This is a genomic window from Pseudomonas sp. R84 (assembly GCF_009834515.1).
Classification (GTDB): Bacteria; Pseudomonadota; Gammaproteobacteria; order Pseudomonadales; family Pseudomonadaceae; genus Aquipseudomonas.
Genome location: NZ_CP019426.1, coordinates 1,860,679 through 1,885,671 on the forward strand (window position 1 = coordinate 1,860,679; position 24,993 = coordinate 1,885,671).

A 24,993-nucleotide genomic window follows, 5' to 3' on the forward strand; every position below is an offset into this window, starting at 1 on the left:
ATGCAAGTTAAGCGTTTCTTTGCCGCCGATATGCGTCAGGCCATGAAGCTGGTTCGTGATGAGCTGGGCGCTGATGCCGCCATCATTGGCAACCGCCGCATTGCTGGCGGTGTCGAGCTGACGGCGGCACTGGATTACAAATTGTCGGCGCTGGCGCCACGGGTTCCGAACATGGAACTCGAAGACGAGCTGCGCAAGACTCAGTCGCGCATCGTCACCGCCCAGGCCGAACTGAGCCTGCGTGGCGAAGCCGACGGCAACAGCAATCGCCAGATCTTCGCAGGGCTGCCGTTGACCGCTGGCCTGCCGCTGACTGCCGCTGAACCGCTGAGCGAGCCGACTTACGCTGCTCCAGCGCGTCCGGCCCCGGCGCCTGCGCAGTCTTCCGGCGGCGTTGATCCGCGTGCCCTGGATTCGATGCGTTTCGAATTGAACAGCCTGCGCGAGCTGATGGAAGTTCAGCTCGGCACTCTGGCCTGGAATCAGCTGCAAGGCAGCCGTCCGGCGCAAGCCAATCTGTATCGTCGTCTGCAACGTATCGGTCTGTCCGGCCCGTTGTCGCGCGATCTGCTGGCGATGATCACTGATATCGAAGAGCCGCGTCAGGCCTGGCGCATGTTGCTCGCGCACCTGGCGCGGATGATTGCCGTACCGGAAGTCGAGCCGTTGGAAGAGGGCGGTGTGATTGCCATGGTCGGCCCTGCCGGCATGGGCAAGACCACCACGCTGGCCAAGCTCGCCGCGCGCTACGTGCTGAAATACGGCGCGCAGAATGTCGCGCTGGTGAGCATGGACAGTTTCCGCATCGGCGCGCAGGAACAACTGAAGACGCTGGGCCGCATTCTCAATGTGCCGGTGACCCACGTCGATCCGGGCCAATCGTTGGTGCAGGCGCTGGATCCACTGCTGCGCAAACGCGTGGTATTGATCGATACTGCTGGCCTGCAAGCCAGCGATCCGGCGCTGCGCATGCAGCTGGAAAGCCTGGCCGGGCGTGGCATTCGTTCAAAAAATTATCTGGTCTTGGCAACCACCAGCCAGAAACAGGTTCTAACCGCCGCTTATCACAGTTACAAGCGTTGCGGGCTAGCCGGGTGCATCCTGACTAAACTGGATGAAACGGCCAGCCTTGGCGAAGTGTTGAGCCTGGCGATCAGTCATGAATTGCCGGTCGCGTACCTGACCGATGGCCCACGGATTCCGGATGATTTGCATCTGCCGCGCCGTCATCAACTGGTCAGCCGCGCCGTCAGCGTGCAAATGCAGGAAGAACCCAGCGAAGAAGCCATGGCTGACATGTTCGCTGATATCTATCACAGCCCGACCAAGCAGGTAGGCTGAGGTATTCATGAACAGTTTTTGTACCTACATCGATGGTCTGCCATGCATTGTTCCGGTTGTGAACGCGCAGCCAGTAATGTGGCCTCCGTCTATGCAAGACAAGGTAAAGAAATAACATGGGCAGCATGCATCCCGTACAGGTGATCGCGGTGACCGGCGGCAAAGGTGGCGTCGGCAAGACTAACGTGTCAGTGAACTTGTCTCTGGCGCTGGCAGAGCTTGGCCGTCGGGTCATGCTGCTGGACGCCGATCTGGGACTGGCGAACGTCGACGTTTTGTTGGGTCTGACCCCTAAACGCACACTGGCCGACGTGATCGAAGGCCGTTGCGAATTGCGCGACGTGCTGTTGCAAGGCCCCGGTGGCATCCGCATCGTCCCGGCCGCGTCCGGCACGCAGAGCATGGTCCACCTGAGCCCGGCGCAACATGCCGGCCTGATTCAGGCGTTCAGCGACATCGGCGACAATCTCGACGTACTGGTGATCGACACCGCTGCGGGTATTGGTGACTCGGTAGTCAGTTTCGTACGCGCCGCGCAAGAAGTGTTGCTGGTGGTCTGCGACGAGCCAACCTCGATCACTGACGCCTACGCACTGATCAAACTGCTTAACCGCGATTACGGCATGAACCGCTTCCGCGTCCTCGCCAACATGGCGCAGAGCCCGCAGGAAGGGCGCAACCTGTTCGCCAAGTTGACCAAGGTCACGGATCGGTTCCTTGACGTGGCCCTACAATACGTCGGCGCCGTGCCTTACGACGAAAGCGTGCGTAAAGCGGTGCAGAAGCAGCGTGCCGTTTACGAAGCCTTCCCGCGCTCCAAGTGCGCGCTGGCATTCAAGGCCATTGCACAGAAGGTCGACACCTGGCCGCTGCCCGCCAACCCGCGTGGCCATCTCGAGTTTTTCGTCGAGCGCCTCGTGCAGCAAACGGCAGGGCCCGTGCTATGACAGCAAGCGGTATGAACTACTACAAGAAGTCGGCACGCGACGCTCAGTACGAGCTGATCGAGCGTTACGCGCCGCTGGTCAAACGCATTGCCTACCACTTGCTGGCACGGTTGCCGGCGAGTGTGCAGGTCGAAGACCTGATCCAGGCCGGGATGATCGGCCTGCTCGAAGTCTCGACCAAATATGACGCCAGCAAAGGCGCCAGTTTCGAAACGTACGCGGGCATTCGAATCCGCGGCGCGATGCTCGACGAAGTGCGCAAAGGGGACTGGGCACCACGCTCGGTTCACCGCAATACCCGTATGGTCAGCGACGCAATTCGCTCAATTGAAGCTAAAACCGGCCGTGACGCTAAAGATCACGAGGTTGCAGCCGAACTCCAATTGAGTCTCGACGATTACTACGGGATTTTGAATGACACCTTGGGCAGTCGCCTGTTCAGTTTCGACGATCTGTTGCAGGACGGCGAACACGAAGGGCTGCACGAGGATGGCGCGAGTGCTCATCTTGAGCCGTCACGCGATCTGGAAGATGAACGTTTCCAGGCAGCGTTGGCGGACGCGATTGCCAATTTGCCGGAGCGTGAGCGACTGGTGTTGGCGCTGTACTACGACGAAGAGCTGAACCTCAAGGAGATCGGTGAAGTCCTTGGCGTCAGTGAATCGCGGGTCAGCCAGTTACACAGCCAGTGCGCGGCCCGTTTGCGGGGGCGTTTGGGGGAGTGGCGAGCGCGCTGAAGGCAGTGTGGGGACACTGCGAACGAGGCTGGTGCGGTGATGAACGGCACCGGTCTTGCTCTGTTGTGCTCCAGACAGTCTTCAAGTGCTGCGCCGATTGATTGAAGTGGCGCGTCCAGGTGCTGGGCGCGTTTAAGACTGCTTGGAGGTCGAATTGAACAAAGACATGAAAATCCTCATCGTTGATGACTTCTCAACGATGCGGCGGATCATCAAGAACCTGCTGCGTGATCTTGGGTTCACCAACACCGTCGAGGCTGACGATGGCGTGACTGCCATTCCAGTGCTCAACAGCGGCAGCATCGACTTTCTGGTAACGGACTGGAACATGCCGGGCATGACCGGTATCGACCTGCTGCGCCACGTGCGTGCCGATGAAAAACTCAAGCACCTGCCAGTGCTGATGGTGACTGCAGAAGCCAAGCGCGAGCAGATCATCGAAGCCGCTCAGGCCGGTGTAAACGGCTACGTAGTCAAACCTTTCACGGCTCAGGCGTTGAAAGACAAAATCGAGAAGATTTTCGAACGCATCGGCTGATGAACGCGCGGGGGAGCTATGGAGCATAACGAATCTTCACAGGGCGATTTCGAGTCGACCCTGAAAAAACACGCGGTCGAACTGGTCGAAAGCCTTGAAAAAGGCAGGTTCGGCGACGCTGTGCAACTGATCCATGAGCTCAATCAGACCCGTGACCGTGGCCTGTACCAGGAAGTCGGCAAGCTCACACGTGAATTGCACAGTGCGATCGTCAACTTCCAGATCGACCCGAACATGCCGCAGGCCGAGGAAGTGTCGCAAATCACCGACGCCACCGAACGCCTGGGTTATGTGGTCAAGCTGACGGAAGCCGCGGCTAACCGCACCATGGATCTGGTGGAAAGCGCCACGCCGGTGGTCAATGGTCTGGCTGACGAAGCGCAGACCTTGAGCGCCGATTGGGGTCGCTTCATGCGTCGCGAGGTCGGGGCTGAAGAGTTCCGTGAACTGGCGCGCCGGGTCGACGGTTTTCTGTCACGCAGCAGCACGGACAACCGTGCGGTGTCGAGCAATCTCAACGACATCCTGCTGGCCCAGGATTACCAGGACCTGACCGGTCAGGTGATCAAGCGTGTGACCCAACTGGTCACCGAAGTCGAAAGCAATTTGCTCAAACTCGTGCTCATGGCCAGTCAGGTGGACCGCTTTGCGGGCATCGAACATGACCGCGCCGCGATGCTTGCAGAAAAAGATCCACAAAAACATCTCTCGCAGGGTGAAGGTCCGCAGATTCATGCCGATAAACGAGAAGACGTTGTGTCCGGTCAGGACGATGTGGACGATTTGTTATCCAGCCTCGGGTTCTAGAGTTTTGGAATTTTAGGTTTTTTGGGTTTTTAGACCTGTAGGAGCACCCCATTAATGAGCTTCGGCGCCGATGAAGAGATCCTTCAGGATTTCCTGGTTGAGGCCGGCGAGATTCTTGAGCAACTGTCCGAACAACTGGTCGAGCTGGAAAGCCGCCCGGATGACGCAGATCTGCTCAACGCAATTTTTCGCGGTTTCCACACTGTAAAAGGGGGCGCCGGCTTCCTTCAGCTCAATGAGCTGGTGGAGTGCTGTCACATCGCCGAAAACGTGTTCGACATCCTGCGTAAGGGTGAGCGTCGCGTTGATGCAGAACTGATGGACGTTGTCCTCGAAGCACTGGACGCGGTGAACAGCATGTTCACTGAAGTTCGTGAGCGTGCTCCGATCACCGCCGCCACGCCGGAGCTGCTGGCCGCCTTGGCGCGTCTGGCCGAACCGCAATCGGCGGACGCAGCCCCGGCTTCGCCAGTGGCCGAGATGATCGAAGAACTGGTCGTCGAAGGCGACTCGTCGGGCGACATCACCGATAACGAATTTGAACAGCTGCTGGATTCGCTGAACGCCGTCAAGGCTGAAGCCGAAGCCCCGGCCGCTGCTGCCCCTGCGCAAACGGCCGCTGAAGCCGCGAGCGATGAAATCACCGATGCCGAGTTCGAGTCGTTGCTCGATCAACTGCACGGCAAGGGCCAGTTTGCGGTGGACGCGGTTGCGCCAGCGGCGGCAGCCCCTGCGGCTCCGGCCAAGGGCGACAGCTCTGACATCACCGACGACGAATTCGAAGCCTTGCTCGATCAGTTGCATGGCAAGGGCAACTTTGCCGTGGATGCGCTGGAGTCGGCGATTGCTTCGGCACCTGCGCCTGCTGCTCCAGCGGCCGCCGCTGCCGGCAGCGATCTGATCAGCGATCACGAGTTCGAATCGCTGCTCGACGAACTGCACGGCAAAGGCAAGTTCTCCGAAGTCGGCACCGCTGCTGCTGGCAGTGCTTCGACCGTCGCCACGCCTGCTGCCAAGGCACCGGCCGCTGCTGCAGCGCCCAAGCCTGCCGCCAAGCCTGAGCCAAAAGCCGAGGCGCCAAAACCGGCTGCCGCTGCTGCACCGGCTCCGGCCCGTGCGCCGGCTACACCGCCACCGGAAAAACCGGCGAGCGAAGCCGAAACCACCGTGCGTGTCGACACCGCCCGTCTCGACGAAATCATGAACATGGTCGGCGAACTGGTGCTGGTGCGTAACCGTCTGGTGCGTCTGGGCCTGAACAGCGGCGATGAAGCCATGCAAAAGGCCGTGTCGAACCTCGACGTGGTCACGGCTGACTTGCAGACCGCCGTCATGAAAACGCGGATGCAGCCGATCAAAAAGGTCTTCGGGCGCTTCCCGCGTCTGGTTCGTGACCTCGCGCGTCAGCTCAAGAAAGAGATCAACCTGGAACTGGTGGGTGAAGAAACCGACCTCGACAAAAACCTTGTCGAGGCCCTGGCCGACCCGCTGGTCCACTTGGTGCGCAACGCCGTCGACCACGGCATCGAGTCGCCGGAAGAACGCGAAGCGTCGGGCAAGGCTCGTGGCGGTCGCGTGGTGCTCGCGGCCGAACAGGAAGGCGACCATATCCTGCTGTCGATTTCCGATGACGGCAAAGGCATGGACCCGAACGTCCTGCGCGCCATCGCGGTAAAACGCGGTGTGATGGACAAGGACGCGGCCGATCGCCTCAGCGATACCGAGTGCTACAACCTGATTTTCGCCCCGGGTTTCTCGACCAAGACCGAGATCTCCGACGTCTCCGGTCGTGGTGTCGGCATGGACGTGGTGAAGACCAAGATTTCCCAGCTCAACGGTTCGATCAACATCTACTCGACCAAGGGCCAGGGCTCGAAGATCGTCATCAAGGTGCCGCTGACCCTCGCGATCATGCCAACCCTGATGGTCATGCTCGGCAATCAGGCATTTGCGTTCCCGTTGGTCAACGTCAACGAGATCTTCCACCTCGACCTGTCGACCACCAACGTCGTCGACGGTCAGGAAGTGGTGATCGTGCGGGACAAGGCGCTGCCATTGTTCTACCTCAAGCGCTGGCTGGTCAGCTCCGCCGCTCACGAAGAGCAGCGTGAAGGCCACGTGGTGATCCTTTCGGTGGGCACTCAGCGGATCGGCTTCGTCGTCGATCAACTGGTCGGTCAGGAAGAAGTGGTCATCAAGCCATTGGGCAAAATGCTGCAGGGCACTCCGGGCATGTCCGGCGCCACCATTACCGGTGACGGCCGCATCGCGCTGATTCTCGATGTTCCAAGCATGCTCAAGCGTTACGCCGCACGGCGTATTTGAATCCGGGGCGGCGGGGCGACAACGTCCCGCAGCACCTAATGGAGTGTTTATGGCAGTCAAAGTCCTGGTGGTGGACGATTCGGGTTTTTTCCGCCGCCGCGTCTCGGAAATTCTTTCAGCGGATCCGAGCATTCAGGTGGTCGGCACCGCCACCAACGGTAAAGAGGCGATCGATCAGGCCCTGGCACTCAAGCCGGACGTGATCACCATGGACTACGAGATGCCGATGATGGACGGCATCACGGCAGTGCGGCACATCATGCAGCGCTGCCCGACCCCGGTGTTGATGTTCTCCTCGCTGACGCACGAAGGCGCCCGGGTCACCCTGGATGCGCTGGACGCTGGCGCGGTGGATTTCCTGCCGAAGAATTTCGAAGACATCTCGCGTAACCCGGAGAAGGTCAAGCAACTGTTGTGCGAGAAGGTCCATAGCATCTCGCGCAGTAACCGTCGTTTCAGTGCTTATAGCGCACCGGCTCCAGCCGCAGCGCCAACGCCTGCACCGGCGCCATCCAGCTTCAGCAGCCACAGCACCAGCGCACCGGCACGTCCGGCACACGCGCCTGTGCATGCACCTGCTCCTGCTCCAAGCCGTGCTCCGGCCGCCAGCGCTTCGTCGCCAGCGCCGAAACGCAAAGCCTACAAACTGGTTGCCATCGGTACCTCGACTGGCGGCCCGGTGGCCCTGCAACGTGTGCTGACTCAGTTGCCGGCGAATTTTCCGGCGCCGATCGTGCTGATCCAGCACATGCCGGCAGCGTTCACCAAGGCGTTTGCCGAGCGTCTCGACAAGCTCTGCCGCATCAGCGTCAAGGAAGCCGAGGATGGCGACATCCTGCGTCCGGGCCTGGCGTTGCTGGCGCCGGGTGGCAAGCAAATGATGATCGACGGCCGTGGCGCGGTGAAAATCCTCCCGGGCGACGAGCGTCTGAACTACAAGCCTTGCGTTGACATCACTTTCGGTTCTGCAGCGAAATCCTACGGCGACAAAGTTCTGGCGGTGGTGTTGACCGGCATGGGCGCCGACGGCCGTGAGGGCGCGCGTCTGCTCAAGCAGGGCGGCAGCGCGGTCTGGGCACAAGATGAGGCAAGCTGCGTGATCTACGGCATGCCGATGGCCATCGTCAAAGCCGACCTCGCCGACGCGGTGTACAGCCTCGACGACATCGGCAAACACATTGTCGAGGCGTGTCTCTGATGGATGTTTTAAGCCTTATCGGGATCATCATGGCGTTCGTCGCCATCATCGGTGGTAACTACCTTGAGGGTGGTCACCTCGGTGCGCTGGCCAACGGCCCGGCGGCATTGATCGTACTGGGCGGCACCATCGGTGCCGCACTGCTGCAATCGCCGATGAGCGCGTTCAAACGCGCCATGCAGATCCTTGCCTGGATTCTGTTTCCGCCACGGGTCGATCTGGCCGGTGGCATTGATCGCGTCGTCAACTGGAGCCTCACCGCACGCAAGGAAGGCCTGCTGGGTCTGGAAGGCGTGGCCGATGCCGAACCCGACAATTACTCGCGCAAAGGCCTGCAACTGCTGGTCGACGGTGCCGAGCCGGAAGCGATCCGCAGCATCCTCGAGGTGGATTTCTACACCCAGGAAGCGCGTGACATTGAGGCGGCAAAAGTCTTTGAAAGCATGGGCGGCTACGCGCCAACCATCGGCATCATCGGTGCGGTGATGGGCCTGATCCATGTGATGGGCAACCTCGCGGATCCGACGCAACTGGGCAGCGGCATCGCCGTGGCGTTCGTCGCGACCATCTACGGTGTAGCCAGTGCCAACCTGGTGTTGCTGCCGATCGCTGCCAAGCTGAAGTCAATTGCGTTGCGGCAGTCGCGTTATCGCGAAATGTTGTTGGAAGGGATCCTGTCGATCGCCGAAGGTGAAAACCCTCGCTCCATTGAGTTGAAGCTGCAAGGCTTCATGGATTAAGGGAATAACCTCATGGCACGTCGTCGCCACCAGGAAGAGCATGTAAACCACGAACGCTGGCTGGTTTCCTACGCTGACTTCATCACGTTGCTGTTCGCGTTCTTCGTGGTCATGTACTCGATTTCGTCGATCAACGAAGGCAAGTACAAGGAAATTTCCGAAGCGCTGGTCGGCGTCTTCAAAGACTCCGACCGCGCGCTCAAACCGATCCAGATCGGCGACGAACGACCGAAAACCGTGACTCCGGCCAAGCCGCTGGTCAAGGACGCCGAGCAGATCGATGCCGGTATCGCCGGTGCCAGCGATCCGCTGAAAAGCATCGCCGATGACATCAGCGCCGCGTTCGGTGACCTGATCAGCTCCAACCAGATGACTGTGCGTGGCAACGAGCTGTGGGTCGAGATCGAACTCAACTCCAGCCTGTTGTTCGGCAGCGGCGACGCCATGCCGAGTGACATTGCGTTCAACATCATCGACAAGGTTGCAGCGATTCTGAAACCGTTCGACAACCCGATCCACGTTGAAGGCTTCACCGACGATCAGCCAATCCGCACCGCGCAGTACCCGACCAACTGGGAACTGTCCTCGGCGCGTTCGGCGAGCATCGTGCGCATGCTGGCCATGCAGGGCGTGAACCCTGGCCGATTGGCATCGGTGGGTTACGGCGAGTTTCAACCGGTGGCCAACAACGCTACCGCTGAAGGCCGGGGAAAAAACCGCCGGGTGGTGCTGGTGGTCTCGCGCAATCTCGATGTACGTCGCAGCCTCACGGGCACCGGAACCGCCAATGCGCAACCGGACGCTGCATTGAAGCGGGCTGGCACACAAACTGCACCGACCCCGGTCAAGACGCCGGGACGCGAGAGTGCCGTCAATTCTCCGTCACCCGCATTAACACGCTGAGCTATGTCTCGGTCGAGCATATCGGCCGGGAGGAACGAACTGAATGAGAGTCTGGGCAGTCGCCAATCAAAAGGGTGGTGTCGGTAAAACCACATCTTCCATCGCTTTAGCCGGGTTGCTGGCCGAGGCGGGCAAGCGCGTGGTTGTGGTCGATCTCGACCCGCACGGCTCGATGACCAGCTATTTCGGCTACGACCCCGACAGCCTGGAACACAGCAACTACGACCTGTTTCTACACAAGGGCAGCGTGCCGCAAGGCCTGCCGGGGCAGTTGCTGTTGTCGACCAGTGACGAACGCATTTCCCTGCTGCCGTCGAGCACCGCGCTGGCAACCCTTGAGCGGCAGTCGCCGGGGCAGAGTGGCCTCGGTCTTGTAATCGCCAAGAGTCTGGCGCAACTGTGGCAGGACTTCGATTACGCGGTGATCGACAGCCCGCCGTTGCTCGGCGTGCTGATGGTCAACGCCCTTGCGGCGAGCCAGCAACTGGTGATCCCGGTGCAGACCGAACACCTGGCCGTCAAAGGCCTGGAACGCATGGTCAACACCCTGGCGATGATCAACCGCTCGCGCAAACAGGCGTTGCCGTTCAGCATCGTGCCGACCCTGTTTGATCGCCGTACCCAGGCCTCGATGCATACCTTGCGCGTGCTGCGTGACAAATTCCCCGACGAGATCTGGCAGGGTTATATCCCGGTCGATACCCGTCTGCGCGACGCCAGCCGAGCCGGCGTCACGCCTTCGCAATTCGACGGCAAGAGCCGTGGCGTGCTGGCGTATCGCGCGCTGCTCAAGCACCTGTTGGCGCAACAACTTGTTCCGCAGGTGGCTTGAATGACGTTGAACCTTGTAGGAGCTGCCGCAGGCTGCGATCTTTTGATCTTGCCTTGTGGCGCTCCTGAAAAGATCAAAAGATCGCAGCCTGCGGCAGCTCCTACATGGGGTTGTGTATGAATCGGCCTTTGAAGTTGACGTCTAAGCCGCAATTGGCGCTGCAGTCTTATCTGGATAATTTGCTGCAGGAAATTCCTGAGGAGCTGCCGCCGGTCATTGAGGCGCAGCCTGAAGTTGTGGAAAGCAGCGAGGCGCTGGACGAGTTCCAGGCTGCGGTACTGGAAGAGCAGGCACGTGATGCGCAGAAGGCTGCCCGGCCTGCTGCGCCGGTTGCCGCGCCTGCCGCCGCAGCGGTGACCAAAGCACCGGTTGCATTGATCGAAGAGGCCGAGCCGGTTCGCGCGTCGGTCTCGACACTGGCACCGCTGCTGCAAACCCAACTGCTGAAAACCGCGCCGGAACCGGCCGTGGTCGAACCGGCTCCTGCTCCAGTTGCACCCGCACCCGTCGAGCAAACGCTGGTTCCGCCGCTGGTCGAAGTGCATCTGCCGCCGAACAACACGCCGCCACCGGTGGAAACCGATGGTCGCCCGGCCTGGGCCTCGGAAGCCTTCGAATGCCTGCTGTTCGACGTCGCCGGTCTGACCCTGGCAGTGCCGCTGGTGTGCCTTGGCTCGATCTATTCGCTGGCCGGCCACGAGCTGACGCCGCTGTTCGGTCAGCCGGAATGGTTCCTCGGGATTCTGCCGAGCCAGGCCGGCAACCTGAAAGTGCTGGATACCGCGCGCTGGGTCATGCCGGATCGCTATCGCGATGACTTCCGTCAGGGCTTGCAGTACGTGATTTCGGTACAAGGTTACGAGTGGGGCCTGGCGGTGCATCAGGTCAGTCGCTCGTTGCGTCTGGATCCGAATGAAATCAAATGGAGAAGTCACCGGGGTCAGCGGCCATGGCTCGCCGGCACCGTGATTGAGCACATGTGTGCATTGCTTGACGTTTCCGCACTGGCCGAGTTGATCGCCAGCGGTGGGGCAAAGCACCTGAGCGGCCACAAGCCGCTACATAAACCGACATAGCAGCCGACATAACAATCAGGCGACGGCATTGTTGAATGCCGCCACACAGAACACACACCGCTCAGCGCGGTTTTTTCGAGGGGTCAGGGTATGAGTAGTCAGGCGACGAATGCAAAAGGTTCTGAAGATCCGATCCTGCAATGGGTTACCTTCAAACTGGACAACGAAACCTACGGCATCAACGTGATGCGCGTTCAGGAAGTGCTGCGCTACACCGAGATCGCTCCGGTGCCGGGCGCGCCAAGCTACGTGCTGGGCATCATCAACCTGCGCGGTAACGTGGTTACCGTGATCGACACCCGTCAGCGCTTCGGCCTGAACAGCGGCGAGATCAGCGACAACACCCGTATCGTCATCATCGAAGCCGACAAGCAAGTCGTTGGCATCATGGTCGACAGCGTGGCCGAAGTGGTTTACCTGCGTCAGTCGGAAATCGAGACGGCGCCGAACGTCGGCAACGAAGAGTCGGCCAAGTTCATCCAGGGCGTGTGCAACAAGAACAACGAGTTGCTGATCCTGGTCGAGCTGGACAAGATGATGAGCGAAGAAGAATGGTCGGACCTGGAGAATATCTGATTGATTCTCGAGGTTGCGGTCATTGTCCTGTTCCTCTTCTGGGCAGGCACGCTGGCAATGTTTGTGTCGTACATCAAGGCGCAAAAAGTCATTGCTGCGCAACAGGCTCAGGGCGATGCGCTGCGTGATCAGCGCATCAAGGACCTGGCCAAGCGTGTCGACGATTACCAGAACGGTAATGTGCGCATGGGCGAGGCGCTGCACGAGTTGCGTGCGGTAGTCAGCCCTTTGCCGGACAAAATCGTTCAGCTGGAACAGCGCGATCCATCGAGCCTGTCATTCGCCCAAGCGGCGAAACTGGTGGGCATGGGTGCGAGCGTTGATGAACTGACTCAGTCCTGCGGGTTGACCCAGGCTGAGGCGGAGTTGATGCGCAAACTACATAAAGGCAGCTAAGAGCTTCGAGCTTTTAGCGGCAAGCAAGATCAAAAGATCGCAGCCTTCGGCAGCTCCTACAGGGAAACGCATTCCAATGTAGGAGCTGCCGAAGGCTGCGATCTTTTGCTTTTAAGGCTCAGTAATCATCCCCGCGATCGGTCACATCCTTCTCGACCATCGGCGCATCCGGATCCTGCCCCTCGGGAAATTTCCCCTTCAGATTCCACGCAAACGCGATGATTTCGGCGATCGTGCGATACAGCTCCTCAGGAATGCTGTCGCCCAATTCCATCCGCGCCAACAGCCGCACCAATTCGGCATTTTCGTAAATCGGCACTTCGCAATCGCGAGCAATGCGCAGGATTTCTTCGGCCAGCTCTTCGTCGCCTTTGGCGGTGAGGGTCGGGGCGTGGTTGCCGTCGTATTTGAGGGCGATGGCCTGGCGTGGGGCAGTGGAATCGTTCATGCGGTTTCGTCGACCCAGCGGTGCTCAAGACGGGTTTGATTGCCTTGCGGCGGGGTGCCGAGATGGCAGTCGATATCGCCAACGTTGAGCCCGCGATCAAGCAGGCGCTGGCGCAGGGCGAACAGGTTGTTTTCGATCAGGTCAGCGGTGTACGGCCGTTCGGCCCACAGTTGGCTGGAAAGGCTGCCGGCGATCAGTTGCGCCTGAATCTGCAGCGGCCCGAGCGGTTCCATGTCGAACGCCAGATCGACGCGCCACAGTTGTTGCTTGGGCTCGCGTTCCTCGCGACGTTCGTTCGGTTGCGGCTCTCGCTCCGGGGCTTCTTCACGCTGGAACTTGACCTGCAGCGGCACGATGTCCTGCAGATTGCGCATGGGGATTTCCAGTTGCCAGGTGCTGAGCAGACGCCCATCGTCGGTAACGCCGGTCTGCTCCAGACTTGATAGTTGATGACTTTGCAGGCGCGATACCGCAGCGGCGGCGAGGCGCAGCAACTGTTCCAGATCGCCTTCGCCGTCCAGACTTTGCAGCAAGCGGTCGGGCAGCGGGAAGCTGCTCGGCACCGGTTTCGCGCTGACCTGACCGAGCATGCCGAGCGCATTACGCACGAAACTCGGCAGCGCTTGCGCCAGGGTGTTGGCGGCGATGATCGCGTTGAAACTGGTGCTGCTCGGCAGGCCCGGAGTCAGTTGCGCGATCAGCTTCAGCAGGTCGGCCTTCATGTCCGGGGCCAGCGTCGGGTTCTGCCCGGTCAACAGTTTGGCTTCGAGGAACGCGCCGCTGTTGGCCAGCGCCAGCGCCACGCCTTTGGCGGTGCTCAGTTGTTGCACGTCCGGCAGGCTGGCAAGGAGTTTGTCGACCACCGCGCGCAAATCCTGCGATGCCTGATCGGTATCGCTCGGCAGATTCTGCAAAGCATTCAGCAACCCTGTCAGGGAGGCCTGACGACTTTGCTGGCCGAGCAGTTGCTGACTGACGGCCAGTTGTTCCTGGCGGCTGCTCATCGGCAGAAACTTGAGAGTTTGTGCATCTTCCACCAGCGCCGAAAGCAAGGTGCCGATGCGCAGTGGCTGCGGGCTATCGATGGTCAGTGTGCTGCCGCTCTGTGCGGTGTTGAGCAGGCTGACCAACGAGCGGAACACCGCGGCTTGCCCCGGCGTCTGCGGCAGCGCCTGCGAGGTCAGCACTTTGCCTTGCAGCAGCGTGCCGACTGGCAATTGCGCGGTGTCGATGCGGGTGAGGGTGGCGACGCTGCTGGCGATGGCTTGCTGCACGGTAATCGCCAGGTTGCCCGCCGAGGGCTGGGTGATCGCCAGACTGGTGCCTTGCGGCAATGGCAGATTGCTGGTCGCCTGCACGGTGGTCTGGCGTCCGCCGTCGACGGTCACCTTGAGCAATAACTGAAAGGTCTGATCCGCCTGCTTGAGCGACAACACCTCGGCTTTGGCGCTTTGCCCGGCGCCGATCAGGCCTTCGACCGGGGTCAGCAGCTTGAGCAGCTCACCGACCTGCGGACGCACGGTCGCCGGGGTGGTGGGCAGGAGCGGGAGGATGTTCATTTCGCCTGTCATACGCGGACACAACCTGAGGAAAATGCACTCTTGAGAGTAAGGCACGACATGTATAATGCCGCCCGTCTTGCGCTTCGAATAAAAAACATAGCAATTGTTTGACCCAGCTCTCTAGATCGAGCCGTCAATGCATCTATGCTGCATCTCTTTAACGGCCGCGCCAGAGCCGACTTGAACCGTATAAGGCCCGTGATCCCTTGACCAGTCCTGTCCTGCAAACCGTTGCCCTCGCGTGTGAACGTGATCTGCGGCTGCTCTTCGAAAATCTCGAATTGAGACTCGCCAGCGGCGATATGGTGCAGATCAGCGGACCCAACGGCAGCGGCAAGACCAGCCTTTTGCGCCTGTTGTCCGGGCTGATGCAGCCGACCGCCGGGCACGTCCTGCTCAATGGCCAGCCGCTGACCGAACAACGCAGCGAACTCGCACGCAACCTGCTGTGGATCGGCCACGCCGCCGGGATCAAGGACCTGCTGACCCCGGAAGAGAACCTTTCCTGGCTTTGTGCCCTGCATCATCCCGCCGAACGCGAGGCCATCTGGCAAGCGCTGGCAGCTGTAGGATTGCGCGGTTTCGAAGATGTTCCCTGCCACAGCCTGTCCGCCGGTCAGCAACGTCGCGTGGCGCTGGCGCGTTTGTATCTCGACAGCCCGCCATTGTGGATTCTCGATGAGCCGTTTACCGCTCTGGACAAACAAGGTGTGGCGCAGCTCGAAGAGCATCTGGCCGGACACTGCGAACGCGGTGGTCTGGTGGTGTTGACCACGCACCACACGCTGAGCCGGATGCCTGCCGGTTATCGCGACATCGATCTGGGGAACTGGGCAGTATGAGTGTGTTTGGCCTGCTGGTTGCCCGTGAATCCCGATTGCTGTTTCGCCGCCCGGCGGAGCTGGCCAATCCGCTGATTTTCTTTGCCATCGTCATTGCTTTGTTCCCGCTGGCCGTCGGCCCGGAAACTCAAGTGTTGCAAAACCTGTCCCCCGGGTTAGTCTGGGTGGCGGCGCTGTTGTCGGTCCTGCTCTCGCTGGACGGGCTGTTCCGCAGTGATTTCGAGGATGGCTCGCTGGAACAGTGGGTCCTTTCGTCGCACCCGCTGCCACTTCTGGTCTTGGCCAAGGTGCTGGCACACTGGCTTTTCTCCGGGCTGGCACTGGTTCTGCTCTCACCGCTGCTGGCGTTGATGCTCGGTTTGCCTGCCGCCTGCCTGCCGGTTTTGCTGTTTTCGTTGCTGCTGGGAACACCGGTGCTGAGCTTGCTCGGCGCGGTGGGCGCGGCACTGACGGTCGGTTTGAAACGCGGCGGCCTGTTGCTGGCGCTGCTGATTCTGCCGTTGTACATCCCGGTGTTGATCCTTGGCAGTGGCGCCTTGCAGGCAGCCCTCCAAGGCATGCCGGCGACCGGGTATCTGCTGTGGCTTGGGAGCCTGACCGCACTGGCGATCACCCTGACACCCTTTGCAATAGCTGCTGGCCTGAAGATCAGCGTCGGCGAATAATAATGAGGTCTGGTTAAAATTAACCGCTTTTTAATAAAAGCATGACCCTATGCCAGCTCACACCGATGAGCGGCATCCGTGATGGAAACAGTATGAACTGGACCTGGTTTCACAAGCTCGGCTCGCCCAAGTGGTTCTACGGCATCAGCAGCAAGTTCCTGCCATGGTTGAGCATCGCAGCGTTGCTACTGATCGGCGTCGGCGTCGTTTGGGGCCTGGCCTTCGCGCCGCCGGATTATCAGCAAGGCAACAGCTTTCGCATCATCTATATCCACGTACCTGCCGCGATGCTCGCTCAGTCGATCTACGTGATGCTGGCGGTGTGCGGTGTGGTCGGGCTGGTGTGGAAGATGAAACTGGCCGACGTCGCCCTGCAATGCGCGGCACCGATCGGCGCGTGGATGACCGCCGTGGCGCTGGTCACCGGGGCGATCTGGGGCAAACCGACCTGGGGCTCGTGGTGGGTCTGGGATGCGCGCTTGACCTCAATGCTGATTCTGCTGTTCCTGTATTTCGGCGTGATCGCGCTAGGCAATGCGATCAGCAACCGCGACAGCGCCGCCAAGGCCTGCGCCGTGCTGGCCATCGTCGGTGTGATCAACATCCCGATCATCAAATACTCGGTGGAGTGGTGGAACACCCTGCACCAAGGCGCGACCTTCACCCTCACTGAAAAACCGGCGATGCCGGCGCAAATGTGGCTGCCATTGTTGCTGACGGTGCTGGGTTTCTACTGCTTCTTCGGCGCCGTGCTGTTGCTGCGCATGCGTCTGGAAGTGCTCAAGCGCGAAGCCCGCGCCAGTTGGGTGAAAGAAGAAGTGCAGCACAGTCTGGAGGCCGCTCGATGAGTTTTGCTTCATTCGGCGACTTCCTCGCCATGGGCCATCATGGCCTGTATGTCTGGTCGGCCTATGGCATCTGTCTGGCGGTGCTGATCCTCAACGTGGTGGCGCCGATTGCGGCCCGCAAGCGCTATCTGCAACAAGAGGCGCGTCGTCTGCGCCGGGAGAACGGCAAGTGAATCCGCTGCGCAAGAAACGTCTGATCATCATTCTGGCCATTCTGGTCGGGGTCGGCGCTGCCGTCGGCCTGGCCCTCAGCGCCCTGCAGCAGAACATCAATCTGTTCTACACGCCGACGCAGATCGCCAATGGCGAAGCGCCGCAAGACACGCGCATCCGCGCCGGCGGCATGGTTGAGGCCGGTTCGCTGCAGCGCTCGAAGGATTCGCTGGACGTCAAATTCGTCGTCACTGACTTCAATAAATCCGTGACCATCGCCTATCGCGGCATCCTCCCGGATCTGTTCCGCGAAGGGCAGGGCATCGTCGCCCTCGGCAAGCTCAACGCCGACGGCGTGGTGGTGGCCGATGAAGTGCTGGCCAAGCACGACGAAAAATACATGCCGCCGGAAGTGACCAAAGCCTTGAAAGACAGCGGTCAATCGGCACCAACGCCTGCGAAGGAGGGTTGATCGATGACCTCGGCGATTTTTATTCCTGAGTTGGGTCATCTGGCGATGATTCTGGCGCTGTGTTTTGCGCTGGTGCAGGCCGTGGTGCCATTGATCGGTGCCTGGCGCGGCGATCGTTTCTGGATGAGCCTGGCACAGCCGGCGGCGTGGGGTCAGTTTGCCTTTTTGCTATTTGCGTTCGGCATTCTGACCTACGCATTCATGACTGATGACTTCTCCGTCGCCTATGTCGCCAACAACTCCAACACCGCGTTGCCGTGGTATTACAAATTCAGCGCGGTGTGGGGCGCCCACGAAGGGTCGTTGCTGCTGTGGGCCCTGATCCTCGGCGGCTGGACCTTCGCCGTGTCGGTGTTCTCGCGGCAGTTGCCGCAAGTCATGCTCGCTCGTGTACTGGCGGTGATGGGCATGATCAGCACCGGTTTCTTGCTGTTCCTGATCCTGACGTCCAACCCGTTCAAGCGCATCCTGCCGCAAATGCCGAGCAATGGCGCTGACTTGAATCCACTGTTGCAAGACATCGGCCTGATCGTGCACCCGCCAATGTTGTACATGGGTTACGTCGGTTTTTCGGTGGCGTTTGCCTTTGCCATCGCGGCGTTGATGGGCGGTCGACTGGATGCCGCGTGGGCGCGCTGGTCGCGTCCATGGACCATCGTTGCCTGGGCCTTCCTCGGCATCGGCATCACCCTCGGTTCGTGGTGGGCCTATTACGAACTCGGCTGGGGTGGCTGGTGGTTCTGGGACCCGGTGGAAAACGCCTCGTTCATGCCGTGGCTGGTCGGCACCGCGCTGATCCACTCGCTGGCGGTCACCGAAAAACGTGGCGTGTTCAAGAGCTGGACGGTGTTGCTGGCGATTGCCGCGTTTTCGCTGAGCCTGCTCGGTACGTTCCTGGTGCGCTCCGGCGTGCTGACTTCGGTGCACGCGTTTGCCTCTGATCCGGAGCGCGGCGTGTTCATCCTGATCTTCCTGTTGTTCGTGGTCGGCGGCTCGCTGACCCTGTTCGCCCTGCGCGCGCCAGTGGTCAAGAGTCAGGTCGGTTTCAACCTGTGGTCGCGGGAAACCCTGCTGCTGGGCAACAACCTGGTGCTGGTGGTGGCGGCGTCGATGATCCTGCTCGGCACGCTGTATCCGCTGATCCTCGATGCCCTCAGCGGTGCGAAGATGTCAGTCGGCCCGCCTTACTTCAACGCGCTTTTCATTCCGTTGATGGCATTGCTGATGATGGTGATGGCGGTCGGCGTGATCGTGCGTTGGAAGGACACCCCGGTGAAATGGCTGGGCAGCATGCTCACGCCAGTGCTGCTTGGCAGCGTCGCGCTGGCGGTGGTGGCCGGTGTCGCTTACGGCGATTTCAACTGGGCGGTGATCGCGACTTTCCTGCTCGCGGCGTGGGTATTGCTCGCCGGTGTCCGTGACATCTTCGACAAGACTCGCCACAGAGGCCTGATCAAAGGCTTGCCAACGCTGACCCGCAGTTATTGGGGCATGCAGATCGCTCACCTCGGCATCGCGGTGTGCGCGCTGGGCGTAGTGTTGTCGAGTCAAAACAGTGCCGAGCGCGACCTGCGTCTGGCGCCGGGCGAATCGATGAACCTGGCCGGTTATCACTTCATTTTCGAAGGCGCCAAGCACTTTGAAGGGCCGAACTTCACCTCCGACAAGGGCACCATTCGGGTGATCCGCGACGGCAAGGAAATCAGCGTGCTGCACCCGGAAAAGCGCCTGTACACCGTGCAGAGTTCGATGATGACCGAAGCCGGCATCGATGCCGGTTTCACCCGTGACCTTTACGTCGCCCTCGGCGAACCGCTGGACAACGGCGCCTGGGCTGTACGCGTACACGTCAAACCGTTCGTGCGCTGGATCTGGTTCGGCGGGCTGCTGACTGGTTTCGGTGGGTTGCTGGCGGCGCTGGATCGACGTTATCGGGTCAAGGTGAAAGCCAAGGTGCGTGAAGCGCTGGGCATGACGGGAGCGGCAGCATGAGACGTTGGTTGATGCTGGTACCACTGGCGATTTTCCTGCTGGTGGCGGTGTTTCTTTATCGCGGTTTGTACCTCGATCCGGCGGAGCTGCCGTCGGCGATGATCAACAAGCCGTTCCCGGAGTTTTCCCTGCCAAATGTGCAGGGCGACAAGAGCCTGACCAAGGCTGACATTCTCGGCAAACCGGCACTGGTCAATGTCTGGGGCACCTGGTGCATTTCCTGCCGGGTCGAGCATCCGGTGCTGAACAAACTCGCCGAGCGCGGCGTGGTGATCTACGGCATCAACTACAAGGACACCAACGCCGATGCCTTGAAATGGCTGGCCGAATTCCACAATCCGTATGCGCTGGATATCCGCGACGACGAAGGCTCGCTGGGCCTCAACCTAGGGGTTTACGGCGCGCCGGAAACCTTCTTCATCGACGCCAAGGGCATCATCCGCGACAAGTACGTCGGTGTGATCGACGAGCAGGTCTGGCGTGAAAAACTCGCGGCCAAGTATCAGGCACTGGTCGATGAGGCCAAGCCATGAAGCGTTTTTTAGCGGCGCTGGTATTGGGCTTGAGTCTGGCCGGTGTCGCCCATGCTGCCATCGATACGTATGAGTTCGCCAAAGAAGGCGATCGCGAGCGCTTCCGCGAACTGACCAAGGAACTGCGCTGCCCCAAGTGCCAGAACCAGGACATCGCCGACTCCAACGCGCCGATTGCCGCTGACTTGCGCAAAGAGATTTTCCGCATGCTCGGCGAGGGCAAGGACAACCAGCAGATCATCGACTTCATGGTCGATCGCTACGGTGATTTCGTCCGCTACAAACCGGCACTCAATGCCAAGACCGCACTGCTGTGGTTCGGCCCGGCCGGCCTGCTGCTCGGTGGTCTGGTGGTGATCGCGGTGATCGTCCGCCGTCGTCGCGGCCAGCGTGCCGAGACACCGCAAGCGCTGTCCAGCGAAGAGCGTCAGCGCCTCGACCAACTGTTGGATAAAAACCAAGAATGATTGATTTCTGGCTTGCCGCAGGGCTGTTGCTTCTGGTCGCCCTGAGTTTTCTACTGATCCCGGTGCTGCGTGAGCGTCGCGCCCAGCGTGAAGAGGATCGTACTGCCCTGAACGTCGCGCTGTATCAGGAGCGTGTCGCCGAGTTGCAAGCGCAACAGGCTGAAGGCGTGCTCGACGCTGCGCAAATGGACAGTGGTCGTGCCGAGGCTGCACGTGAGTTGCTGGCAGATACCGAAGGCGTCAGCGCGCCACGGGTTTCCCGACTGGGTAAACCGTTGCCGTTGTTGGCGGCTGTGCTGGTGCCGGTGTTGGGCCTGGGGCTGTATCTGCATTTTGGCGCTGCCGACAAAGTCGAACTGACCCGCGAATTCGCCCAGGCGCCGCAGTCGATGGAAGAGATGACCCAGCGTCTGGAGCGTGCTGTTGCAGCGCAACCGGATTCTGCAGAAGGACTGTATTTCCTTGGCCGCACCTACATGGCGCAAGAGCGCCCGGCGGACGCAGCAAAGATGTTCGAACGCGCCGCCAATCTGGCGGGTCGTCAGCCGGAACTGCTCGGCCAGTGGGCACAGGCGCAGTACTTTGCGGATGGCAAGAAATGGTCGGCGAAGATTCAGGCGCTGACTGACGAAGCGCTGAAGGCGGATCCGAAAGAAGTCACCAGCCTCGGCCTGCTCGGCATCGCTGCGTTTGAAGGCGAGCGTTATCAGGAGGCTATCGATTATTGGAACCGCTTGCTCGCGCAATTGCCGCCGGAGGACAGCTCCCGCGCTGCGCTGCAAGGCGGGATCAAACGCGCCGCCGAGCGTCTGGAAGCCAGTGGCGGCAAAGTCGCTCAGGCACCGGTAGCCGCGAAAGCCGCGCTGTTGAAAGTCAGCGTCGATCTGGCCAGCGAACTCAGAAGCAAAGTGAAACCGGGCGACAGCGTGTTCATCTTCGCTCGCGCCACCTCCGGCCCACCAGCACCGCTGGCGGCCAAACGCCTGACCGTGGCCGATCTGCCGGTGACCGTCGAACTGGGCGATGCTGACGCAATGATGCCGCAGTTGAAACTGTCGAACTTCCCTGAAGTCCAACTGGTTGCGCGCATCTCACGGGCTGGTCAACCGACCGCCGGTGAGTGGGTCGGTCGCAGCGGCCCTCTGGCCAGCAGCACCACTGCGCTACAAAAACTGACCATCGACAGCCCGGACCAATAGCCGGACACAACAGGAAAGCACCGCCATGCACACCATCGCCCGAATCACAGTCCTCACACTGGCCCTGGGCTTGAGTGCATGTGCGGTGCAACGACCGGAACCGACCACCAACCTGCCGCCAATCCCACCGTCGCAGCCAAGCCCGACCCCGTCGACCTCGCCGACCCCAGGCAAAAGCATCCCGGCGAAACCAACCAAACCAGTGCCGCGCACCTCAGCCAGCTTCGCACCACCACCGGGCGGCAACAGCCACTGGGATCAGAAACTCGGCGTCTACGTCCTCGACGACCAGACCAACACCTTCTACCGCCAGCGCACCTACTACCGCTGGAACAACGGCTGGAGCCGCTCGGTCAGCCCCAACGGCCCGTGGGAAGACACCAACGTCCACGGCGTGCCACCGGGGTTGGGCAAGCAGTTCGGGCAGTGAATGCAAACGGCGATCTTTGGATCGCCGTTTTGCTGTGTGCCTGTTGGGTTCGCACGGAAATTGCTCAAGGAAGTGCTGCGCAAAGCTCAGGGTCTAGCGTTTCAATCACACTCTGTAAAACAACCGGGCGTCGCTTCCAGGATTTCTGTGCTTGAGTAAAGATAACTCTAGGGTTACTTTTAAAAGGCCAGGGCAAGGAGGCGGTTGGTGCAAAGCAGGCTATTGATCAAGGAGTTGGAGGAGGCAGGCTGGACGCTGGATCGGGTCACTGGCAGTCATCACATCTTCAGGCACCGATACAACCCGTACACGATTCCCGTTCCTCACCCGAAAAAGGATTTGCCACTGGGGACGGTCAAAAGCATCAGGAGGCGTGCCGGGTTGTACAACCCGCCAGCCAGCTACCAAGGAGATCCGTAATGCAATATCCAATCTGCATCGAATGGGGTGATGAAAATACCGCCATCGGTATTCAGATCCCTGATATTCCCGGCGCAGTAACGGCAGGGGATAGCTTTGAAGATGCCTACAAGGCTGCGGTTGAAGTCGCCCACATCATGCTGCAGGAGATTGCGGCGGACGGGGAGTCGATTCCTATGCCGACTTCGGCATCCGCTCATCGCAGTAATCCGGACTTTGCCGACATGGGATGGGGCATGCTCGAGCTGGATATCTCGCCCTATCTCGGCAAGACCGAGAAGGTCAACGTAACGCTGCCCGGTTATGTGATTCAGCGAATCGACCGTTATGTGCGTGAACACAACGTTAAAAGTCGCTCCTCCTTTCTGGCGGATGCGGCCATGGAGAAACTGGTTCGTTATTAAGCTTACTCGCTCCCCCAGGCTCAGTGAATAACCTGTGGGAGCGAGCCTGCTCGCGAAGCTTTTGGCGCCTTATGCCGTTGCCAATGAACCACGCTGGGAAGCACTCAAAAACCGCAACAATGCCAACAGCGGAAACACACTCCCCACAATCACGATCCACAACCAGCCGCCATGCTCATACACCGCACTGGCCACCGATGAGCCGAAGGCGCCGCCGATAAAGATGCTGGTCATGTACAGCGCGTTCAAACGGCCACGGCTTTTCGCGTCCAGCGAGTAGACCGCGCGCTGACCGAGGACCATGTTCATTTGCACACAAAAATCGAGCACCACGCCGGTCACGGCCAGGCCGATGACGCTGTAAGCCGGGTGAATGAAGGCGGGCAGGAAGCTCAGGCTGGCGAAGACCATGGCCAACAACGAAGCGATGCGGGTGTGGCCGGCGTCGGCCAGGCGTCCGCTGATCGGCGCGGCGATGGCACCGATAGCGCCGACCAGGGCGAAGATGGCGATTTCGCTTTGCGACAGGCCATGGTTACGCGCCAGTTCCAGCGGCACGGCGGTCCAGAACAGGCTGAACGTAGCGAACATGCAGCCCTGATAAAACGCCCGTTGACGCAGTACCGGTTGCTGGCGCAGCAACGTCCACAGCGAACCGATCAGTTGGCCGTAGGTGGCGCTATGATCCGGTTGGCGCTTGGGCACGGTCAGCGCCAATACAACGCTGATCGCTGCCATCAATGCGGCGGCAATCATGAACATCGCCCGCCAGCCGAGATGGTCAGCGACCACGCTCGACACCGGCCGCGCCAACAGAATGCCCAGCAGCAAACCGCCCATGATCCCGCCGACCACCCGGCCACGGGATTCTTCCGGTGCCAGATGCGCCGCCAGTGGAATCAGGATCTGCACCGACACCGAGCTGAAGCCCACCAACAACGAGATCAGCAAAAACACATTCGGCTGATCGGTAAACGCCGCTGCCAGCAAGCTCGCAATCGCCACCACGGTGGTGGTGATCATCAATCGTCGGTTTTCCAGCAGATCGCCCAGCGGCACGAGGAAGAACAGGCCCAGCGCATAACCGATCTGCGTCAGCGAGACGATGAAGCTGGCCATGGTGTCGCTCAGGCCGATATCGGGAGCGATCAGGCCGATGATCGGCTGTGCGTAGTAGATGTTGGCAACGATGGCGCCGCAGCAGAAGGCGAACAGCAGCACCATGCCTCGGGTCATTGCGTGAGTGGTGGTGGTCATAAGGTTTCTCGATCCAGCGAAAGGGAATGCGGTGAGGCTATGGGACAAACCCGATGGGCAGAAGGCGCCTTCGGTCGATATCAGTTATTCCGTTGCGGAATGACCGTGGCTGTCGCATGTCATCCATCGGCGAACCTTGCGTCCGACCGTCTGGGGGCGATGATACATTCACTTACATCCTGTTCGATAGCGTGCTTATGTTTGCATTGGCTTGTACAACATTGATGACCGGAGGATTGCAATGAAGCTTCGTCTTATCGCAACGATTGTCCTGACTAGCTTGCTAGGCGCGACGAGCGGGCAGGCCGCCGACGCACCGGGGATGCGCATGGGTGTGCGCGGCGAGATCACCGGGGTCAGTCCCGACAGCTTAAAAGTCCACGTCAACAGCGGTGAGAGCGTGGTGATTCAGTTAACCGGTGACACCAAGGTTCGCGCCGTCACCCTGGCCAATATCGAAGACATCAAACCCGGCAGCTACATCGGTTCGGCGGCGATACCGCAGGAGGATGGCACGCTCAAGGCGCTGGAGGTGCATGTGTTCCCGCCGGAACTGGCGGGTAGCGGCGACGGGCATCGGCCGTTCGATCTGGCCAAGGGCAGCAGCATGACCAATGGCAGCGTCGGCGATCTGGTGGTGAGCAACGGGCGGGTGTTGACGGTGAACTACAAGGGTGGGCAGCAGAAGATTCTGGTGCCCGAGGATGTGCCGATTGTGAATTTGGTGCCGGGGGATCGGAGCTTGCTGAAGGTTGGGGTGAAGATCGTTACGTTCGTCACGCAGAGTGCGGATGGCACGCTGACGGCGCAATCGATTTCTGCGGGGAAGGATGGCGTCACCCCACCGATGTAAAAGCCCCTCACCCTAACCCTCTCCCAGAGGGA

Annotated in this window: 29 protein-coding genes; 26 read left to right on the forward strand and 3 right to left on the reverse strand. The window is 60.4% G+C overall.

The genetic code is table 11. From position 1 onward, the window contains the following. The 13 genes from flhF to PspR84_RS08450 all read left to right on the forward strand — a co-directional run bounded on the left by flhF (nucleotide 1) and on the right by PspR84_RS08450 (nucleotide 12,416). Nucleotides 1-1,341, forward strand: coding sequence for a flagellar biosynthesis protein FlhF (gene flhF / locus PspR84_RS08390; protein WP_008077677.1), 1,341 nt, complete (start codon nucleotides 1-3; stop codon nucleotides 1,339-1,341). Nucleotides 1,342-1,457: 116 nt separating this feature from the next. Further along, nucleotides 1,458-2,288, forward strand: a complete 831-nt coding sequence (gene fleN, locus PspR84_RS08395; RefSeq protein ID WP_003222917.1) for a flagellar synthesis regulator FleN — start codon at nucleotides 1,458-1,460, stop codon at nucleotides 2,286-2,288. After that, entirely contained in the window at nucleotides 2,285-3,025 is a 741-nt protein-coding gene (gene fliA, locus PspR84_RS08400) for an RNA polymerase sigma factor FliA (RefSeq protein WP_007920004.1), read from the forward strand. Before fleN ends, fliA begins: the two co-directional genes overlap by 4 nt. 166 nt (nucleotides 3,026-3,191) lie before the next feature. Then, nucleotides 3,192-3,563: a chemotaxis response regulator CheY gene (locus PspR84_RS08405; protein WP_161986607.1), complete on the forward strand. Its 372-nt coding sequence runs from the start codon at nucleotides 3,192-3,194 to the stop codon at nucleotides 3,561-3,563. 18 nt (nucleotides 3,564-3,581) lie between these two features. After that, nucleotides 3,582-4,370 carry a protein phosphatase CheZ gene (locus PspR84_RS08410; RefSeq protein ID WP_034151516.1) on the forward strand — a complete coding sequence of 263 codons (789 nt, stop codon included), beginning with the start codon at nucleotides 3,582-3,584 and terminating at the stop codon, nucleotides 4,368-4,370. A gap of 54 nt (nucleotides 4,371-4,424) precedes the next feature. Further along, nucleotides 4,425-6,695, forward strand: a complete 2,271-nt coding sequence (locus tag PspR84_RS08415) for a chemotaxis protein CheA (protein WP_160056824.1) — start codon at nucleotides 4,425-4,427, stop codon at nucleotides 6,693-6,695. Between the two features lie 49 nt (nucleotides 6,696-6,744). Next, nucleotides 6,745-7,893 (forward strand): chemotaxis response regulator protein-glutamate methylesterase, encoded by a 1,149-nt coding sequence (locus tag PspR84_RS08420; protein WP_160056826.1) that lies wholly within the window; start codon nucleotides 6,745-6,747, stop codon nucleotides 7,891-7,893. Beyond that, on the forward strand, nucleotides 7,893-8,633 hold the full coding sequence (locus PspR84_RS08425) for a flagellar motor protein (protein WP_016987476.1): 741 nt from the start codon (nucleotides 7,893-7,895) through the stop codon (nucleotides 8,631-8,633). Before PspR84_RS08420 ends, PspR84_RS08425 begins: the two co-directional genes overlap by 1 nt. Before the next feature lie 12 nt (nucleotides 8,634-8,645). Then, nucleotides 8,646-9,536: a flagellar motor protein MotD gene (gene motD, locus PspR84_RS08430; protein WP_064390875.1), complete on the forward strand. Its 891-nt coding sequence runs from the start codon at nucleotides 8,646-8,648 to the stop codon at nucleotides 9,534-9,536. A 43-nt stretch (nucleotides 9,537-9,579) separates the two neighbouring features. Further along, nucleotides 9,580-10,368 carry a ParA family protein gene (locus PspR84_RS08435; RefSeq protein WP_008077691.1) on the forward strand — a complete coding sequence of 263 codons (789 nt, stop codon included), beginning with the start codon at nucleotides 9,580-9,582 and terminating at the stop codon, nucleotides 10,366-10,368. 116 nt (nucleotides 10,369-10,484) lie between these two features. Further along, nucleotides 10,485-11,444, forward strand: coding sequence for a CheW domain-containing protein (locus tag PspR84_RS08440; protein ID WP_160056828.1), 960 nt, complete (start codon nucleotides 10,485-10,487; stop codon nucleotides 11,442-11,444). 90 nt (nucleotides 11,445-11,534) lie between these two features. Beyond that, on the forward strand, nucleotides 11,535-12,020 hold the full coding sequence (locus PspR84_RS08445) for a chemotaxis protein CheW (protein ID WP_007919980.1): 486 nt from the start codon (nucleotides 11,535-11,537) through the stop codon (nucleotides 12,018-12,020). Next, complete coding sequence (locus PspR84_RS08450) at nucleotides 12,021-12,416, forward strand: DUF2802 domain-containing protein (RefSeq protein ID WP_160056830.1); 396 nt, start codon at nucleotides 12,021-12,023, stop codon at nucleotides 12,414-12,416. Between the two features lie 118 nt (nucleotides 12,417-12,534). Here PspR84_RS08450 and PspR84_RS08455 read toward each other — a convergent pair whose 3' ends face one another. Together PspR84_RS08455 and PspR84_RS08460 are read right to left on the reverse strand one after the other, a co-directional pair. Next, nucleotides 12,535-12,864: an EscU/YscU/HrcU family type III secretion system export apparatus switch protein gene (locus PspR84_RS08455; RefSeq protein ID WP_160056832.1), complete on the reverse strand. Its 330-nt coding sequence runs from the start codon at nucleotides 12,862-12,864 to the stop codon at nucleotides 12,535-12,537. After that, a complete protein-coding gene (locus tag PspR84_RS08460) occupies nucleotides 12,861-14,435 on the reverse strand; it encodes a flagellar hook-length control protein FliK (protein WP_160056834.1) in 1,575 nt (524 codons plus the stop codon). Before PspR84_RS08460 ends, PspR84_RS08455 begins: the two co-directional genes overlap by 4 nt. Before the next feature lie 197 nt (nucleotides 14,436-14,632). Between PspR84_RS08460 and ccmA the strand changes: the two genes are divergently transcribed. The 12 genes from ccmA (at nucleotide 14,633) to PspR84_RS08520 (ending at nucleotide 22,851) form a co-directional block, all read left to right on the forward strand. After that, nucleotides 14,633-15,268: a cytochrome c biogenesis heme-transporting ATPase CcmA gene (gene ccmA / locus PspR84_RS08465; protein WP_095050200.1), complete on the forward strand. Its 636-nt coding sequence runs from the start codon at nucleotides 14,633-14,635 to the stop codon at nucleotides 15,266-15,268. Further along, nucleotides 15,265-15,933: a heme exporter protein CcmB gene (ccmB, locus tag PspR84_RS08470; protein ID WP_008083427.1), complete on the forward strand. Its 669-nt coding sequence runs from the start codon at nucleotides 15,265-15,267 to the stop codon at nucleotides 15,931-15,933. Before ccmA ends, ccmB begins: the two co-directional genes overlap by 4 nt. Before the next feature lie 92 nt (nucleotides 15,934-16,025). Then, on the forward strand, nucleotides 16,026-16,781 hold the full coding sequence (locus tag PspR84_RS08475; protein ID WP_160056836.1) for a heme ABC transporter permease: 756 nt from the start codon (nucleotides 16,026-16,028) through the stop codon (nucleotides 16,779-16,781). After that, nucleotides 16,778-16,954 carry a heme exporter protein CcmD gene (gene ccmD, locus PspR84_RS08480; protein ID WP_003222944.1) on the forward strand — a complete coding sequence of 59 codons (177 nt, stop codon included), beginning with the start codon at nucleotides 16,778-16,780 and terminating at the stop codon, nucleotides 16,952-16,954. The genes PspR84_RS08475 and ccmD overlap by 4 nt, the downstream gene beginning before the upstream one ends. Then, entirely contained in the window at nucleotides 16,951-17,406 is a 456-nt protein-coding gene (gene ccmE / locus PspR84_RS08485; protein ID WP_007919964.1) for a cytochrome c maturation protein CcmE, read from the forward strand. The genes ccmD and ccmE overlap by 4 nt, the downstream gene beginning before the upstream one ends. A gap of 3 nt (nucleotides 17,407-17,409) precedes the next feature. Further along, nucleotides 17,410-19,398 (forward strand): heme lyase CcmF/NrfE family subunit, encoded by a 1,989-nt coding sequence (locus PspR84_RS08490; RefSeq protein WP_160056838.1) that lies wholly within the window; start codon nucleotides 17,410-17,412, stop codon nucleotides 19,396-19,398. Continuing rightward, nucleotides 19,395-19,931 carry a DsbE family thiol:disulfide interchange protein gene (locus tag PspR84_RS08495; protein ID WP_007919961.1) on the forward strand — a complete coding sequence of 179 codons (537 nt, stop codon included), beginning with the start codon at nucleotides 19,395-19,397 and terminating at the stop codon, nucleotides 19,929-19,931. The genes PspR84_RS08490 and PspR84_RS08495 overlap by 4 nt, the downstream gene beginning before the upstream one ends. Continuing rightward, a complete protein-coding gene (locus PspR84_RS08500) occupies nucleotides 19,928-20,398 on the forward strand; it encodes a cytochrome c-type biogenesis protein (protein WP_122855443.1) in 471 nt (156 codons plus the stop codon). Before PspR84_RS08495 ends, PspR84_RS08500 begins: the two co-directional genes overlap by 4 nt. After that, nucleotides 20,395-21,597: a c-type cytochrome biogenesis protein CcmI gene (gene ccmI, locus PspR84_RS08505; RefSeq protein ID WP_160056840.1), complete on the forward strand. Its 1,203-nt coding sequence runs from the start codon at nucleotides 20,395-20,397 to the stop codon at nucleotides 21,595-21,597. The genes PspR84_RS08500 and ccmI overlap by 4 nt, the downstream gene beginning before the upstream one ends. A gap of 25 nt (nucleotides 21,598-21,622) precedes the next feature. After that, a complete protein-coding gene (locus tag PspR84_RS08510) occupies nucleotides 21,623-22,027 on the forward strand; it encodes a hypothetical protein (protein WP_160056842.1) in 405 nt (134 codons plus the stop codon). A gap of 207 nt (nucleotides 22,028-22,234) precedes the next feature. Beyond that, nucleotides 22,235-22,447 (forward strand): type II toxin-antitoxin system HicA family toxin, encoded by a 213-nt coding sequence (locus PspR84_RS08515; RefSeq protein WP_160056844.1) that lies wholly within the window; start codon nucleotides 22,235-22,237, stop codon nucleotides 22,445-22,447. Next, complete coding sequence (locus tag PspR84_RS08520) at nucleotides 22,447-22,851, forward strand: type II toxin-antitoxin system HicB family antitoxin (protein WP_064390887.1); 405 nt, start codon at nucleotides 22,447-22,449, stop codon at nucleotides 22,849-22,851. The genes PspR84_RS08515 and PspR84_RS08520 overlap by 1 nt, the downstream gene beginning before the upstream one ends. Nucleotides 22,852-22,920: 69 nt before the next feature. Here the strand turns inward: PspR84_RS08520 and PspR84_RS08525 are convergent, their stop codons facing one another. Next, nucleotides 22,921-24,108 carry an MFS transporter gene (locus tag PspR84_RS08525; protein ID WP_160056846.1) on the reverse strand — a complete coding sequence of 396 codons (1,188 nt, stop codon included), beginning with the start codon at nucleotides 24,106-24,108 and terminating at the stop codon, nucleotides 22,921-22,923. A 241-nt stretch (nucleotides 24,109-24,349) separates the two neighbouring features. Between PspR84_RS08525 and PspR84_RS08530 the strand changes: the two genes are divergently transcribed. Continuing rightward, nucleotides 24,350-24,961 carry a DUF5666 domain-containing protein gene (locus PspR84_RS08530; RefSeq protein ID WP_160056848.1) on the forward strand — a complete coding sequence of 204 codons (612 nt, stop codon included), beginning with the start codon at nucleotides 24,350-24,352 and terminating at the stop codon, nucleotides 24,959-24,961. Nucleotides 24,962-24,993 lie beyond the last annotated feature (32 nt).

Bases quoted from the DNA above. Each gene is read 5' to 3' on its own strand.
- PspR84_RS08445 (WP_007919980.1), top strand. From the start codon at position 11,535: ATGAGTAGTCAGGCGACGAATGCAAAAGGTTCTGAAGATCCGATCCTG.
- PspR84_RS08510 (WP_160056842.1), top strand. From the start codon at position 21,623: ATGCACACCATCGCCCGAATCACAGTCCTCACACTGGCCCTGGGCTTG.
- motD (WP_064390875.1), top strand. From the start codon at position 8,646: ATGGCACGTCGTCGCCACCAGGAAGAGCATGTAAACCACGAACGCTGG.
- PspR84_RS08435 (WP_008077691.1), top strand. From the start codon at position 9,580: ATGAGAGTCTGGGCAGTCGCCAATCAAAAGGGTGGTGTCGGTAAAACC.
- fliA (WP_007920004.1), top strand. From the start codon at position 2,285: ATGACAGCAAGCGGTATGAACTACTACAAGAAGTCGGCACGCGACGCT.
- PspR84_RS08425 (WP_016987476.1), top strand. From the start codon at position 7,893: ATGGATGTTTTAAGCCTTATCGGGATCATCATGGCGTTCGTCGCCATC.
- ccmD (WP_003222944.1), top strand. From the start codon at position 16,778: ATGAGTTTTGCTTCATTCGGCGACTTCCTCGCCATGGGCCATCATGGC.
- PspR84_RS08460 (WP_160056834.1), bottom strand. From the start codon at position 14,435: ATGACAGGCGAAATGAACATCCTCCCGCTCCTGCCCACCACCCCGGCG.
- PspR84_RS08520 (WP_064390887.1), top strand. From the start codon at position 22,447: ATGCAATATCCAATCTGCATCGAATGGGGTGATGAAAATACCGCCATC.
- fleN (WP_003222917.1), top strand. From the start codon at position 1,458: ATGGGCAGCATGCATCCCGTACAGGTGATCGCGGTGACCGGCGGCAAA.
- PspR84_RS08405 (WP_161986607.1), top strand. From the start codon at position 3,192: ATGAAAATCCTCATCGTTGATGACTTCTCAACGATGCGGCGGATCATC.
- PspR84_RS08415 (WP_160056824.1), top strand. From the start codon at position 4,425: ATGAGCTTCGGCGCCGATGAAGAGATCCTTCAGGATTTCCTGGTTGAG.
- PspR84_RS08490 (WP_160056838.1), top strand. From the start codon at position 17,410: ATGACCTCGGCGATTTTTATTCCTGAGTTGGGTCATCTGGCGATGATT.
- PspR84_RS08495 (WP_007919961.1), top strand. From the start codon at position 19,395: ATGAGACGTTGGTTGATGCTGGTACCACTGGCGATTTTCCTGCTGGTG.
- PspR84_RS08475 (WP_160056836.1), top strand. From the start codon at position 16,026: ATGAACTGGACCTGGTTTCACAAGCTCGGCTCGCCCAAGTGGTTCTAC.
- PspR84_RS08420 (WP_160056826.1), top strand. From the start codon at position 6,745: ATGGCAGTCAAAGTCCTGGTGGTGGACGATTCGGGTTTTTTCCGCCGC.
- ccmB (WP_008083427.1), top strand. From the start codon at position 15,265: ATGAGTGTGTTTGGCCTGCTGGTTGCCCGTGAATCCCGATTGCTGTTT.
- flhF (WP_008077677.1), top strand. From the start codon at position 1: ATGCAAGTTAAGCGTTTCTTTGCCGCCGATATGCGTCAGGCCATGAAG.
- PspR84_RS08530 (WP_160056848.1), top strand. From the start codon at position 24,350: ATGAAGCTTCGTCTTATCGCAACGATTGTCCTGACTAGCTTGCTAGGC.
- PspR84_RS08500 (WP_122855443.1), top strand. From the start codon at position 19,928: ATGAAGCGTTTTTTAGCGGCGCTGGTATTGGGCTTGAGTCTGGCCGGT.
- PspR84_RS08410 (WP_034151516.1), top strand. From the start codon at position 3,582: ATGGAGCATAACGAATCTTCACAGGGCGATTTCGAGTCGACCCTGAAA.
- PspR84_RS08455 (WP_160056832.1), bottom strand. From the start codon at position 12,864: ATGAACGATTCCACTGCCCCACGCCAGGCCATCGCCCTCAAATACGAC.
- ccmI (WP_160056840.1), top strand. From the start codon at position 20,395: ATGATTGATTTCTGGCTTGCCGCAGGGCTGTTGCTTCTGGTCGCCCTG.
- PspR84_RS08440 (WP_160056828.1), top strand. From the start codon at position 10,485: ATGAATCGGCCTTTGAAGTTGACGTCTAAGCCGCAATTGGCGCTGCAG.
- PspR84_RS08525 (WP_160056846.1), bottom strand. From the start codon at position 24,108: ATGACCACCACCACTCACGCAATGACCCGAGGCATGGTGCTGCTGTTC.